This window comes from Paenibacillus sp. P32E (assembly GCF_001909085.1).
GTDB classification, from domain to species: domain Bacteria; phylum Bacillota; class Bacilli; order Paenibacillales; family Paenibacillaceae; genus Paenibacillus_AQ; species Paenibacillus_AQ helianthi.
Genome location: NZ_LVYY01000035.1, coordinates 72628 through 87363, shown reverse-complemented (window position 1 = coordinate 87363; position 14736 = coordinate 72628). Strand labels below are relative to the sequence as shown.

At 52.3% G+C, this 14736-nt stretch carries 12 protein-coding genes; 11 read left to right on the top strand and 1 reads right to left on the bottom strand.

Features of this window, described 5'->3' with window-relative positions:
• Positions 1-321 precede the first annotated feature (321 nt).
• From A3848_RS23280 to pilO, 7 genes are all read left to right on the top strand, one after another.
• A complete protein-coding gene (locus A3848_RS23280; protein WP_074087266.1) occupies positions 322-1986 on the top strand; it encodes a GspE/PulE family protein in 1665 nt (554 codons plus the stop codon).
• Between the two features lie 47 nt (positions 1987-2033).
• Positions 2034-3083 carry a type IV pilus twitching motility protein PilT gene (locus A3848_RS23275; RefSeq protein WP_074087265.1) on the top strand — a complete coding sequence of 350 codons (1050 nt, stop codon included), beginning with the start codon at positions 2034-2036 and terminating at the stop codon, positions 3081-3083.
• On the top strand, positions 3083-4288 hold the full coding sequence (locus tag A3848_RS23270; RefSeq protein ID WP_074087264.1) for a type II secretion system F family protein: 1206 nt from the start codon (positions 3083-3085) through the stop codon (positions 4286-4288). The genes A3848_RS23275 and A3848_RS23270 overlap by 1 nt, the downstream gene beginning before the upstream one ends.
• A gap of 134 nt (positions 4289-4422) precedes the next feature.
• Positions 4423-4899, top strand: coding sequence for a type II secretion system protein (locus A3848_RS23265; RefSeq protein ID WP_143192448.1), 477 nt, complete (start codon positions 4423-4425; stop codon positions 4897-4899).
• Positions 4900-4984: 85 nt separating this feature from the next.
• Positions 4985-5734: a prepilin peptidase gene (locus A3848_RS23260; protein ID WP_074087263.1), complete on the top strand. Its 750-nt coding sequence runs from the start codon at positions 4985-4987 to the stop codon at positions 5732-5734.
• A 15-nt stretch (positions 5735-5749) separates the two neighbouring features.
• Positions 5750-7375 carry a pilus assembly protein PilM gene (pilM, locus tag A3848_RS23255; RefSeq protein ID WP_074087262.1) on the top strand — a complete coding sequence of 542 codons (1626 nt, stop codon included), beginning with the start codon at positions 5750-5752 and terminating at the stop codon, positions 7373-7375.
• Positions 7359-7973, top strand: coding sequence for a type 4a pilus biogenesis protein PilO (gene pilO, locus A3848_RS23250; protein WP_074087261.1), 615 nt, complete (start codon positions 7359-7361; stop codon positions 7971-7973). The genes pilM and pilO overlap by 17 nt, the downstream gene beginning before the upstream one ends.
• A 361-nt stretch (positions 7974-8334) precedes the next feature.
• Here the strand turns inward: pilO and A3848_RS23240 are convergent, their stop codons facing one another.
• On the bottom strand, positions 8335-9759 hold the full coding sequence (locus A3848_RS23240; protein WP_074087259.1) for a VanW family protein: 1425 nt from the start codon (positions 9757-9759) through the stop codon (positions 8335-8337).
• Positions 9760-10073: 314 nt separating this feature from the next.
• On the opposite strand from A3848_RS23240, the gene ftsE reads away from it, so the two are divergent.
• The 4 genes from ftsE to A3848_RS23220 all read left to right on the top strand — a co-directional run bounded on the left by ftsE (position 10074) and on the right by A3848_RS23220 (position 14692).
• Positions 10074-10760 (top strand): cell division ATP-binding protein FtsE, encoded by a 687-nt coding sequence (ftsE, locus tag A3848_RS23235; RefSeq protein ID WP_074087436.1) that lies wholly within the window; start codon positions 10074-10076, stop codon positions 10758-10760.
• Positions 10750-11664 carry a permease-like cell division protein FtsX gene (gene ftsX / locus A3848_RS23230; protein WP_074087258.1) on the top strand — a complete coding sequence of 305 codons (915 nt, stop codon included), beginning with the start codon at positions 10750-10752 and terminating at the stop codon, positions 11662-11664. The genes ftsE and ftsX overlap by 11 nt, the downstream gene beginning before the upstream one ends.
• Positions 11665-11726: 62 nt before the next feature.
• Positions 11727-13040, top strand: a complete 1314-nt coding sequence (locus A3848_RS23225; protein ID WP_074087257.1) for a murein hydrolase activator EnvC family protein — start codon at positions 11727-11729, stop codon at positions 13038-13040.
• 182 nt (positions 13041-13222) lie between these two features.
• Positions 13223-14692, top strand: a complete 1470-nt coding sequence (locus tag A3848_RS23220) for a S41 family peptidase (RefSeq protein ID WP_074087256.1) — start codon at positions 13223-13225, stop codon at positions 14690-14692.
• The last annotated feature ends 44 nt before the right edge of the window (positions 14693-14736 follow it).

Genomic DNA, 14736 nt, shown 5'->3' with positions numbered 1-14736 from the left:
TATAAACTACGAATCTTGTATGAAATTGACCAGAAATGGAAATCGGAATTGTAAAAAAAACAGTTATATGCTATATATCATTCTAGGACAATTTACATGTATAGGCAATAATTATCTATGAAATAATACCCTGAATTTTAAGAAATTGGAACTACTTTTCGGCAATTTATTACTGATTTCCTTGAATGAATCCTACTGAATTACATATTTTCACCTGTTGATTTAGAAGAGTAGTAGTTTAGAACTACTTTTCCGCGAAACTATGTTACCTTGCTTATCTGACTGGAAACTAAAACTAGATAGTGTGGAGATGAGCAGACGTTGCCAATCATAAAAAAGAGACTTGGAGATCTGCTGGTAGAGAATGGGATCATCTCTCAGGATCAACTGGTGGAGGCTCTCGGTGAACAGAGAAAGAGCAAACGCAAGCTCGGTGATCTGTTGATCTCACAAGGTTACATTACTGAACAACAGCTTATTGAAGTGCTGGAATTTCAGCTCGGTATTCCGCATGTCAGCTTGTTCAAATATCAGATTGATCCGGCCATTACACAGATTATTCCGGAGAGCATGGCCAAGCGCTATCAGGTTCTGCCTTTTATGAAAGAGGGCGGCAAACTGATGGTTGCCATGGCTGATCCTCTGGATTATTTCGCTATTGAAGACCTGCGGATGAGTACCGGATTTCGGATTGAACCTGCTATTTCCACCCGGGATGAGCTTCAGCGGGCTATAGCCCGTCATTACGGCATGCGTGATTCGATGAGCCAGATGATGGTAGAGCTGCCGACCCAGGAAGAAATTGAAGAAACTGAAATCACGGACGAGGATTCACCGATTGTCAGGCTGGTCAACCAGATGATCCAGCAGGCCGTTGCACTGCGTGCTTCCGATATTCATGTCGATCCGGGTGAGAACCATCTTACGATCCGTTACCGGATCGACGGATCACTGCGGACAGAACGGGTGATTCCGAAGCAGATGCAGGGCTTTATTACGGCCAGGCTGAAGATCATGGCCAAGCTGAATATCGCGGAGCGGCGGCTGCCGCAGGACGGAAGGATCAAGATGCAGTTCGACTACAAAATGGTCGATATCCGTGTATCCTCACTGCCGACCATGCACGGGGAGAAAATCGTGCTCCGGCTGCTGGATTTAAGCTTAGGCATCAAAACGGTGGAAAATCTCGGCTTCAGCGAGCGGAATGCTGCAGCCTTCAGGGAAATGATCGCCAGGCCCTACGGCATTCTGCTGATTACCGGCCCCACCGGCAGCGGGAAAACGACGACCCTGTATTCTGCACTGAGCCAGCTTAATGTGGAAAGCACCAATATTATTACCGTTGAAGACCCGGTGGAGTATCAGCTGGAAGGAGTCAATCAGGTTCATGTCAATCCTGCGGTCGGATTGACCTTTGCGGCCGGGCTCCGCTCCATTCTGCGGCAGGATCCGAATATCGTCATGGTTGGGGAGATCCGCGATACGGAGACCGCTGAGATTGCCGTTCGAGCCTCGCTGACAGGCCACCTTGTGTTGTCGACGCTGCACACCAATGATGCTATCAGCACCATTTCCAGGCTTCGGGATATGGGGATCGAGCCGTATCTCATCGCATCCTCGCTGATCGGGGTAGTCGCCCAGCGGCTAGTCCGTAAGATCTGCAATGACTGCAAGGAAACGTATAAGCCGTCCGAACAGGAGGCAATAGTGCTCCGTAAGCATGGCCTGCCGGCAGAAAGCCTGCACCGCGGCCGGGGCTGCGGCAGCTGCAATACGACGGGCTACCGCGGACGTATCGCCATTCATGAAGTGCTGACGATTGATGACTCTATGCGGGAACTGATCACAAACATGGCCCCGGTCGAAGAATTGAAGGGGGCTGCCCGGAAGAATGGGCTTGTGCAGTTAATGGATGACGGCTTCCTCAAGGTTACACAAGGCATGACCACACTTCAGGAGGTTATGCGCGAAACGGTGTCCCACTAATTTGAACTTGAATGATTCATCGAGAGTGTTAAGGGAGGAGGAAGACCATGCCGACATCGACGGGAGACATAGTTCAACTGCTGCACACTGCATATTCTTCCCAAGCTTCTGATCTGCACATTTCTGTAGGCTCTCCGCCGGTGATACGGATTGACGGCACACTTCAACCCATTGAAGGAGAGCTTGTCACATCCGGGGAGTCAGCAGCTATGGCCGGAATACTGATGGGGGAGCGCCATAGTAAGGTTTTTGATGAGTCGGGAGAGATCGACTTCTCCTTTCCGCTGGATAATGGGGTCAGATACCGGGTGAATGTCTACCGGCAGCGCAGCGGCATCAGCATTGCCGCCCGGTCGATTCCGGCAGAGATTCCTTCTCTGGAACAATTGGGCATGCCACCACTTTTGGCTTCCCTGGCGGCTAAACCCCAAGGCCTCATTCTGGTTACCGGCCCGACGGGCAGCGGGAAATCCTCCACGCTCGCCGCTATGATCCACTCCATTAATCAATCGGAGAGCAAGCATATCGTTACCCTTGAAGATCCCATCGAGTTTCTTCACAGGCATGGCAAATGCCTGGTGGATCAGAGGGAAGTGGGCAGTGACACCGGAAGCTTCGCGAGCGGACTGCGTGCCGCACTCCGGCAGGACCCTGATGTGATTCTTGTCGGGGAGATGCGTGATCTGGAGACGATGGCTGCGGCCATCACAGCCGCCGAAACAGGGCATCTGGTACTTGCCACGCTGCACACAACAGATGCACCGCAGACGATTGACCGGATCATCGATGCTTTTCCGGGACAGCAGCAGGGGCAAATCCGCTCCCAGCTTGCATCCGTCATGCTTGCTGTCATCAGCCAGCGATTATTGCCAAGAGCCGGCGGCCGGGGACGCCTGTGCGCAACGGAGATACTGGTGAATACTCCGGCTGTTGCCAATTTGATCCGCACCGACAAGACTCATCAGATCAAGAATGTCATGCAGACGAGCCGCACGCTGGGTATGCACACGCTGGAGATGAGCATACGTGACTATTTGGCACAGGGGCTTGTTCGCCCGGAAGCGGCCAAAGTATACATAAATGAGGTGAACGCCTGATGGCTCTGTTTGAATATCAGGTAAAAACTGCCGCAGGCAGGCCGATCAAAGGCAAGCTGACTGCTTCAGATAAGCCGGCTGCGATGGAGGAGCTGCGTAAGCGCGGCCTGACCGTATTTTCTCTGGTGGAACGTAAGACCTCTATTCTGCAAATGGAGCTATATATCGGGAAGCCGGTCAAGACGATCCATTTCATTATTTACTGCCGCCAGTTCGCTACACTGATGCGTGCCGGGGTGTCCATCCTGGAGGGTACCCGGATTCTGGCAGAACAGACGGAGAGCAAACCGCTGCGCAAAGCGCTGCAGGATGTCAGCTCCAGCCTGATGCGGGGGATTTCATTCTCCCAGGCGGTGCAGGACCATAAGAAGATTTTCCCTCCGCTGTTCGTCAGCATGATTCGTGCAGGTGAGGAGTCCGGCAATATGGAAGGTACGCTTGAGCGGCTTGCGATGTTCTTTGAGAAGCAGCACACGACAACTGAGAAGATCAAATCCGCGCTAACCTATCCTATAACTGTCGGAGTGATGGCTATTGGGGCAGTTATATATCTTCTGTGGGCGATTGTGCCACAGTTCGTCACCATGTTCGAGTCGATGAACGCGGAGCTGCCGGCGATTACCAAGCTGGTGCTGGCTCTCAGTAAAAGTATTCAGGGACAGTGGTATTTCTGGCTGTTTGGCGTGCTGCTGCTGGTGACTGCCTTCCAGGTGGCCAAACGGACGGAGCGGGGGGCGTATGCGATTGATTATGCCAAGCTGAAGGTACCGGTGTTCGGCAAGCTGAATCAGAAAGGCTCGATCGCCCAGTTCACCCGCACGTTCTCGTCACTCTATGCCAGCTCTGTCCCGATTCTGCAATCGCTGGCGATTGTGGAGGAGGTGGCGGGCAACAAAGTAATTGGACAGTACATCCGCAGCGCTGGTGATTCCTTGCGTCAGGGTAATCCGCTCTCCGAGCCGCTGAAGAAGGCCTGGGTGTTTCCGCCGCTGGTTACACAGATGATTGCCATCGGAGAAGAGACCGGGGCACTCGACACGATGCTGTCCAAGGTGGCCGACTTCTACGAAATGGACGTAGAGAACACGGTCGACCGGCTGAAGTCACTGCTGGAGCCGCTGCTGATTGCTTTTCTGGCAGGTGTGGTAGGGGTTATTGTGGCAGCCATTATGCTGCCGATGTTCAGTCTATATAGCAATATGTGACCTTGCGCTTCGTTGTACATATGGAAAGGGGTAACGCCGGGGAGGGCGGCGCGTAGTCCAAGAGTTTTTGCTGGTGCTCGAAGATGGGGGAATTGTTGCGACATACCACTACTAAATATCAAGGGGGAAATCAAATGTTGGCACAGGCATTGAAAAGAAGACTCAGCAAGGAAGAAAATCAAAAGGGGTTTACACTGATTGAGCTTTTGGCGGTTATCGTTATTTTAGGGATTATTGCGGTGATTGCGATTCCTATGATTACTAATGTTATATCTAAATCCAGAAAAGATGCTGATGTTGCTACAGCTAGACAGGTATATGATGCGGCACGTCTTTATGTAACTTCAGAATTGGAAGGTAAGTTCACTTCTACTCCAGGTCTAACTGTCACAATTGGACCAAAGGCAACTGCTGGTACCTTGCAAGCTAAGGGATATCTAGAAGACCCGCTTTATTTACCTAGTACTAAAGATAAAATTGATGGTGGGACTGTAACTTTTAATACAGATGGCACATTAAATCAAGTTACATTAACTACAACAGCTTCGACAGATCCGACTCCATTTAGTGCTGATGAAGTAATGAGTGGAAAACCAGGATCAAGCAGATAGTCCTAACCGCTATTTTTAGAAGTCCAAAGGAATCGGACCCATTCCGGTTCCTTTTTCACAATCCCCGAAAGGGAACTAAGCCACTATGACTATAATAATCGCAAGCTATATTATGTTACTCGGCCTGGTACTCGGCTCGTTCTTTAATGTTGTGGGACTGCGGGTACCGGTAGGTGAATCCTTGGTGTATCCGCCATCGCGGTGTCCTAAGTGCAATACCAGGCTTGGTGCACGGGATTTGATTCCGGTATTCAGCTATTTATTATCCGGCGGGAAATGCCGTCACTGCGGAGCGAAGGTATCTCCTGTATATCCACTTGGAGAAGCGGCTACCGGGCTACTGTTCCTGTGGATGTATCTGGAGCTGGGGCTTACGCTGAAAGGAATCGCAGGGCTGCTTCTGGTAAGCCTGTCAGTCATCATCACGGTAGCCGATCTGAAATACATGCTGATTCCCAACAAAGTGCTGCTCTTTTTTCTGCCTCTCTTTCTTGTGCTGGTGCCTTGGATGGGGGACGGGGTACTTTGGGATCATTTGCTTGGCGCGTTGAGCGGCGGCGGAATTCTTTTGCTGATGGCTCTGTTTGGCGGCATGGGGATGGGCGATGTTAAGCTGTTTGCGCTGCTGGGCTGGGTTGTCGGCTGGCAAGGTGTCATTCTGGCTTTTCTAATAGCCTGCGCACTCGGTGCTGCGGTAGGAGGATGTTTACAGCTAGTTGGCGTTATCGGCAAAAAACAGCATGTGCCGTTTGGGCCTTTTCTGGTGACAGGCACCCTGCTTGCTTTTGTGTATGGTTCGGACATCATTGGCGCGTATCTCTCGTTTATCGGTTAGGAGGATCAATATCACATGCTTGTACCAGGTCATCGGGCGATCGGGATATCCATTGAGGAATCTGCGGTCCGCTATATCAGCTTAAAGCACAACAAGACATGGGAGGTCCGCAAAAAAGGGACTCTGGCTCTGCCTCCAGGCATGATCGTTGAGAACCAGATCGCAGACAGCGAGGCGCTGCTGGATGTCCTCAAGCCTTGGGTGAAGCAGCAGGGGCTGCGCGGGGCGAAGGTGTCTTTGGCTATCCCTCCGGCGCAAATCATCATCCGCCAGATGGTCATTCCCAGCACCAATGAGAAGCAGCTGGATCAGCTTGTGAAGCTGGAGGTCGAGACTGGCCTTCACCTGCCTTTTGACAATCCTGTCTATGATTATGTTACAACCGGGGTCGACTTCGACGGGGATCAGACGCATTTGCTTGTATTTGCTGCGCCGCGGCTGCCGATTCAGCAGTATATTGATCTGCTGGAGAGCGCTGGCCTGCGGGTACGCACTGTCGAAATATCGGCCACTGCCCTGGCCCGCAGTATTCATCTCGTTCACGGAGAGGCATTCACAGAAACGATGCTGATCCATCTGGAGCGGTCAATGCTGGACATATATATGTTCCGGGATGGCAACCCCGTGTTTATCCGAACGATTAATGTGGCTGATCTGCAACAGAGCAGAATAGAGACAGCTTTTATCCCGGATATGGCTATGTATGAAGCTGAAGCAGCGGCGGCAGCAGAAGAAATGGAAGTAAGTCTGTCGCCGGAGCAGATGGTTGAGATTACGGCTGAAATCTCGCGGATGCTGAATTTCTATCAATACAGTCTGCATGACGGCAGTACGCGTATTGGTAATATCGTGATTACAGGCACTTCAACGGTACGGAGACAGCTCCATGAAGAGCTGCGCCAGTCTTTAAGTGAACAGGAGATCGTTCCGGTCCATCTGGATCAGCTGGAAGTGGAAGCGGCACAGGATGCTGAGCTGAACAGTTACCGGGTTGCTACAGGGGCCGCGCTCGGCAGCTCTATCCGGCATATTGATCTTTTTCCCAGAGAAGACCGTGAAGCGAGGCTTTTCCCCTATGTGGCCATGGTGCTGGCGGGGATCTGGCTGCTGGGGGCCATTGGAACAGGGATCTATTTTGCCTCCAACAAGGGCCGGATCAGCGAACAGGCAGAGCAGCTTCAGGGACTGCAGGACCGGAGTGCGATGATGCAATTGGAGCTTAGCAAGCTCAATAACAGCGGTTCTGTAAAGCTCGACCGTAAAGCAGCCATCGATGAAATTTTGAAGTACAAGCTGAATATCGTCTCTGTACTGAACGAGCTGGCCCAGGGGCTTCCACAGGGAAGTTCGCTCCGGACAATCAATTATATCTATCTGACATCCATTGATTTAACAGTGAACGTGCCAGCAATGGAGGATGCTTCTCTCTATTTGGCGAACCTCCGCAAAATGTCTTTTAGTGTGGAGGCTTCTATACTGAAGTTAAGCGAAGGAGATATGAAGGAGAATTCACAAGCTTCTGCATCACTGACCAAATCATACACAGCTGTGTATAAAGTGAACCTGGCGAAGGGGAATCCGGAGAAGGGCATTGGACAGAACAATCAAGGGGAGGCAGAGGATGATGGAACAGATCAATAAATACCGTTCGCCCATTGTGCTTGGCGTTCTTGTCCTCTTTCTGCTGCTGCTCGCATTTTTTATCCTTGGAGTACGTCCGACAAATCATACCATTGAGGAACAAAACTTGCAGATGTCCCAGCTGGAGCAGCAAAACGGGCTTTTGCAAAATAAAATCAATGAACTGAAGAGCTCCTCTGCGGATCATCAGGAGCAGGAATCACTGCTCGCACAGCTTCCACGCGGCGATAACAGTGAACAGCTTATCCTGGACCTGAGATCCATCGGTACGCTTACGAATGCCAGGCTTAAGGATATCGGCTTTGCAGTGGGTGTGGGCAATCCGATACAGGAAATGACAGGCGCATCCGAAGCCGCTTTTCCTACGGTGAAAAAGTTGAAAATGACAGCGCTGGTGGAAGGAGATTACGCAAGTGTGCGCAACTGGATGACTGCGCTGCAGCTCCTGCCCCGCATTATAAATGTGGATTCGTTCAGCTTCCAGCAGTCATCCGGCAGTATCATATCCGCTAATATCGCCTTCACTGCCTATTACGAGGAAGCGCCGGAAGCTCCTAATAGCGGGCAGCAAGTTGCGGCAGGCGATCCAACTGAATAATTCCCAAGCATCCAAGATTCGTCTCCAGCTAAATGGGGGGCGGATTTTTTGCTTTCATCAGCGATCCTTCCGTTTTCATCCGGCTATAAATGGGGTATTTTAGCTTACAAGCTATCCCTGGCTGAGTGTCCCGCAGACGAACGGTCAAGGGCCCAACGAAAGCGTAGTAGTGAAGCTGAAGAAAGTGAACGGATATTGGAGGATTGACATGTCTCCGGACACCTTGTTCTGAGATGAACAGAGGCCTATAAAGTCTTATCTTTCCAAAAAGACGGCCGGACCCTAAATGTCCGGGCCGTCTTTTTGCCGCAGGCAGGAGACCCAGCAGCATGTACTTCATGCACCATTCGCCCCATTCCATTCACCCCCGCACCCCATCCTCTACCAGTGGCTGCTTGTGTGAATCGGGTTGGATGGACTTGCCCATGCCGCCCCGGTTGATGGCGATGATGCGTTTCTGCGCGTAGTAAGTGTCACGGGAGAGAAGCTTCTTCTCTACGGCTTTGCCGTCCACGAGACGGGTGATGTGCGTTTCAACGATATAGCCGGTTTTCCCGTTCTGGAGAATCCGGGTGCCGCCGCGCGGAAGTGAAGGGTCGCTCACGTATTTGTCGGCAGGTGTAAGTACCTCTATGGTCCGGGACTGGACAAGGAAGGTAACATTCTTCGGGAACGTGCCGAACAGCTTCACGGTTAAGGCGCGCCCTTGGACAGCAGCATGGATAATCAGGTATTTGCCGGTGTTGTTGCGGAAGCGGAAGTTGATATTGCCTTCGGAAAAGGTGGCATCCTGCCCTTTAGGCAGATAGCCCACCGGCAGGGAATGATTGCGCCGCTCCACGATTTCTAGGCCTGAACGCAGTGCAGCATTATACAGCGTGCTGGATACCTGGCAGATGCCCCCGCCTGTACCGGGCTGAAGCCTGCCGTTAACAATGACGGGCGCTTCGCGGAAGCCGGTATCTGCCTGGGCCTTCTGGATGGCTTTGCCATAATCAAAAACAGCGCCAGGAGGAAGCATGGTACCGTTGACTGCTTGAGCGGCAGCCTCTACATTGAAGGTGCGACCGGGTCCGCTGGCGCCGAGAAAGGTGCTGAACTGCGAAATCTTCCGCTCAATGCCCTGCTCCTTCAGTGCCCTCAGCGTGATCTCCGGCTGCTGTGTGCTAAGTGGAACTTCAAGCAGGATCTGTTTACCCGTAAGGCGGTCTACACTACGGAATGACACGGGCACCGCCGCCTGCAGGGTAAGCTCCAGCGCATGCCAATCCACCTCATAGGAGGTTTTCTCAGGCGTATACACCACACGGTCATCTGCGGTGATGCGCCGCTCAGCGTTCACAGGAACCCCGAAGGTTTCTTTTTCCCAGGCCGGGCTCAGACTTTTCTGCAGCACCGCAAGGTCCAGATGAACCCCGAGTTCCCAGCTGCGGGAAAAGCCCCAGCGGGCGCGTACCCGATCCAGCAGTCCTCCCCCGGAGAGCGTGTCCAGCCCATGGAGAAAATCCTCTGCCTCATACGTTATACCAGCCTGCTGTAGCGTAACCGGGAGTTCGGTATTTGGCTCAGCTTTCAGCACCAGGGGCAGCACTTCCAGCGCTTTCAGCCTGGCGGCAAGTCCGGTTCGCACCTCGGCAATCTTCATGCCACCGACATCCCAGCCGGCCAAAAGGGTCTTTGGGGGCAGGGTGCGCTGATTGCCATATAAATGAAGTCCTCCGGCAATAAGTGAGCCAGCCAGGAGCAGGCCAATTACCGCAATGAGGGCGGCGTGGATCGTTTTCATGAATGTTCTCCTTCTGTTGGGCGGATTTGCGCTAACGAAGGCGCAGGCCAGGGGTGACAGGCTTAACGAACGGTCTTTATAGCCGATATATATGAATAGGGAGGACCGGCGAAGAGACCTGTTTTATATTACGAAGAAATACAGTTTTTCAGATGGTAATGGACTCTTTTTATGTATATGTGCGATATCCGAAAAACTTTCGGGTACTCAAGCAGTAACGGATTTGTTACAATAGATACGCCTGCGGTATTCATGCAGTTTATGGAAGCTTCTGCGGTTTGCAGCGGAATATGTCAGAATCGGGAAGTGATGAAGTGATCGAAATGCAGGATGTGTGGAAGACCTATCCGAACGGAACCCATGCGCTTCAAGGCGTATCCGTCAAGATCGACCGCAATGAGTTCGTATACGTCGTCGGGCCGTCCGGTGCCGGCAAATCAACGTTTATGAAATTAATTTATAGAGAAGAAACGCCGACCAAGGGTCAGATCTCGGTAGGCGGATTCAATATAGGCAAGCTGAAGCCGCGCAAAATCCCTTATGTCCGCCGGAACATCGGGGTAGTCTTCCAGGATTTCCGTTTGCTGCCGAAGCTGACGGCCTATGAGAATGTTGCGTTTGCGATGGAGGTTATCGAAGCTCCGAAGAAGGTGATCCGAAAACGCGTCCCTGAAGTGCTCGAATTAGTCGGCCTTCGCAGCAAAGCGAACCGTGAGCCCTCGCAGCTGTCAGGAGGGGAACAGCAGCGGATTGCCATTGCCCGGGCGATTGTCAATAACCCTGCCGTCATTATTGCGGACGAGCCTACCGGCAACCTCGACCCCGAGACATCGTGGGGAATCATGCAGCTGCTGGACGAAATTAATTTTCGCGGGACAACCATTGTTATGGCGACACATAACAGGGATATCGTCAACAAAATGCGCAAGCGTGTACTGGCTATCGAGAACGGAAATATTGTCAGAGACCAAGTGAGAGGGGAATATGGTTATGAGTTTTAAAACCTTCTTGCGGCATGTGCGGGAAGGCTTCAAAAACGTATTCCGCAACGGCTGGATGTCGGTGGCTTCCATCACGTCCATTGTCGTCTCCCTATTCGTGCTTGGTGTCTTTATACTGCTGGTGCTTAATGTCAACGCTGTCGCTAACAAGGCGGACAGCCAGGTGCAGATCAACGTGCATCTTACCCTGAATACCGACCAAAAAATGCGTGAAACGCTGGAAAATGAAATCGGCAGCATGCCGGAGGTCAGCAAGGTGACGTTCGTCTCCAAGGAGCAGGGGCTGAAGGACTTCCGTAAGGATATGGGACCGGATGCCGCCGAGCTGTTGGAAGGCTTTGATGAAGACAACAATCCGCTGCCGGACAAGCTGCTGGTAGAGGTCATCCAGCCAACAACGGTTCCGTTTGTGGCGGAGAAGATAGAAGCACTCAACAAAACTCATAAAGAACAGCCGATTTATAAGGTGAACTATGGCAAGGGCTCAGTAGAAACACTTTTCAAAGTGACGAAGGCGGTACGCAACATCGGTTTTATTTTTGTAGCCGGACTGGCGCTGATGTCGATGTTCCTGATCTCCAACACGATCCGGGTTACGATTCTTGCCCGCCGCAAGGAGATCGGGATTATGAAGCTGGTGGGTGCGACGAATTATTTTATCCGCTGGCCGTTCTTTATTGAAGGAGCACTGATTGGACTGATCGGTTCGCTGGTCACCTCAGGAGCACTTTATGTAGGCTATAGCAGTCTCGTGGCTTCCGTGGAGGGAGATCCAATGCTGGGGCTGCAGCTGATCCGGTTCGAAGATATTTGGGTTCTGCTCTGCGGGCTGCTCGTTGGCCTGGGCGTGCTGATCGGTGTATGGGGAAGTACCGTATCGATCCGCAAGTTCCTGAAAGTATAGTGTCTGGTCCAGCATCAAGGTGAAGCTGACTATCATACAAGACAAAGGACGGGGAGTGCGAGTTGAAGAAGATTGCTGCCGGATTGACCGCAGTGTTGCTGGCTGTCACGCTATTCCAACCCTCTGACGGATATGCCAAAAAAACCACGGTCGCAGAAATCGACAAGCAGCTGAAGCAGCTGCAGCAAGAGGTCCAGGATGCCAAGGCCGTGCAGGATAAGGCGGCTTCACGCAACCAGGAAGCCAAGCATTATTTGAATAAGACGAATCTTAATCTCCAGTATGTTTTGGATCAAATTGTTCAGGTCAAAGGTGAGATGACCGATATTTCGGGCAAAATCACCAGCACGGAGAAATCGCTTACCGTCACAGCCAACGAGCTGGATGAGGCAGAAGCGCGTGTGGCGTCCCGTGAGAAGCTGCTGGAATCGCGGGTCCGTCTAATGTATACCGACGGTGCGGTCTCCTACTTGGATGTGCTGCTCTCTTCGACAAGCTTTTCCGATTTCTTGGACCGGGCGGATTCGCTCAAAATGATAGTGGATCAGGATCAGGACCTCCTGGTGCAGCACAAGCTGGACAAGCAGACGGTCATTGCCAAGAAACAGGAGCTCGAAGGGCAATACGCCCAAGCCAAGCAGCTGTACACGGATCTGGAGTCCCAGCGCAGTGTGCTGAAGGAGAAGGAGGCGGAGAAGCAGGAGCTTATCGCCTACTATGACAAGGAAATTCAGGAATCGGACGGTCTTACGGAAGAGCAGGATGCGAAGCTGGTGCAACTGGCCAGCGATCGTTCGCTGCTTGAGAATAAGAAGGACCAGATCAAAGCTGAAGAAGCTGCACGCAAAGCGGCCGCTGCCAAAGCTGAAGCTGCGCGCAGAGCCGCTGCCGCAGCCGCGGCAGCCAAAGCCCGCGCGGCCAGCAGCGATTCAGGTTCAAGTTCGGACAGCAGCGGGGAGTCCTCCGATTATGCCGGTGGAGGCGGGCCATTCCTGCTTCCTGTGGGAGCGGTGCGGATTTCTTCACCCTATGGGCTCCGTACACATCCGGTCACGGGTGAAGTAGGCAAAATGCATACCGGTACGGATTTTGCAGTTCCGCAAGGGACGGACATCCATGCTGCCGACTCCGGTACGGTCATTGTGGCTGAATGGTGGAGCGGTTATGGATATACCGTAGTAATCGACCATGGCGGCGGGGTATGGACGCTTTATGGTCATATCCGCGAGGGTGGCATTAAGGTTAGTGTAGGTGACCGGGTGTCACGGGGCCAGACCATCGCTGAATCAGGCGCAACCGGCCGCGTCACCGGTCCGCATCTGCACTTTGAAGTGCGGATTGACGGCAAACCGGTGGATCCGATGCCTTACCTGTAGGGCTGCGGAACGAGATAAGATGAACTTGGATTACGACTATACCCTAATATGAAAATCTAAAGTTCAGCTTAATAATAAATATTAATTAACTTTGCGGCATATACTGGAAGAGATACCGTTCTTTGCAGAACGGCTGTGTCTTGGGCTTCATAAGATGGACAAGAAGGGACGGTGGGAACATCATGTTGAAGAAAAGCACAGCGGCGTTTATGATCGTCGCCGCCCTGCTGTGCGGCAGCCTGCTGACTTTGGGCGTCACCGGCTATGCGGATATATTCGGACAAGCCGCGGGTGAAAGTGCGGCAGCAGCGGTCGTACCGTCTGGCGGCCTGCAGGAGAAAGAGTCGCAGAAGCTAGGAACCGCGATGAGCCTCATAGAGGGCTATTATTACCAGGACGTAGACCGGACGAAGCTGATCGACGGTGCCGTCAATGGAATGATGGAGGCACTGGGCGACCCGTATTCGAATTATATGGGCAAGGAAACCGCTGAGAAGTTCGAGGAGAGCATTGAAGGCTCGTTCTCTGGTATCGGAGCGGAGGTCTCCTCGGATAACGGCAAGGTCGTCATCGTATCCCCGATTAAGGGTTCTCCCGCCGAGAAAGCCGGACTCCAGGCCAAAGACGTGATTCTGTCGGTCAATGGGGAAACGCTCGAAGGCAAGGAACTGAATGCTGCGGTAGCCAAAATCCGCGGGCCTAAGGGAAGCAAGGCTACCTTAAAGATTCAGCGTACCGGTTCTGCGGAGCCGCTAGAATTCGTACTTACCCGTGACGATGTGAAGCTGGAAACAGTATACGCCAAGCTTGGTAAGGATGGCGTAGGCATCATTGGGGTGACCCAATTCTCCATGAATACTGCCAAGCGTTTCGAGGAAGAGCTTGGCAAGCTGGAAAAACAGGGCATGAAGGGCCTCGTCATTGATGTACGTAATGATCCGGGCGGTGTACTGCCGGTAGTAATTGAGATGGCAGAGCAATTCGTTGCCAAGGGCAAAGCCATTGTTCAGGTGGAGCAGAAAGGCAAGCCCACTGAAGTTAGCAAGTCTGCAGGCTCAAGCAAAAATTACCCGGTTGTCGTGCTGATGAACAAGGGCAGCGCAAGTGCCTCGGAGATTCTGGCCGGAGCTCTGCAGCAATCTGCAGGAGCCAAGCTGATCGGAGAAAACTCCTTTGGCAAAGGCACAGTCCAGACCAGCTTCGACAAGCAGCTTGGTGACGGCAGCCTGCTGAAGATTACCATTGCCAAATGGCTGACGCCAAACGGCACATGGATTCACGGCAAGGGCATCAAGCCGGATATTGCGGTGGCCCAGCCGGATTATTTCTCAGTAGCGCCAATTAACAAAAGCGTAACCCTGCAATACAACATGAACAGCGCGGATGTGAAGAGCGCGCAGACGATGCTGGACGGTCTGGGCTACAAGCCGGGACGGAAGGACGGATATTTCGATACCGCAACGAAGGATGCGGTGAAGAAATTCCAGAGTGCGTCCAAGCTGAAGGTGACCGGCAGCATTGATGCGAAGACCGCCGAATCACTGGAGCTCGCGCTAATCAAAGTAATTCAGGACCCGGTGAATGACAATCAGCTGAACAAGGGAATTGCCGAGGTTCAGAAGGAAATTCAGGCATCGTCGTCGAAAAAGTAAGAAGGCTGATTCCAGCCTTCTTTTTTTAAAACCTTAATAGGCCT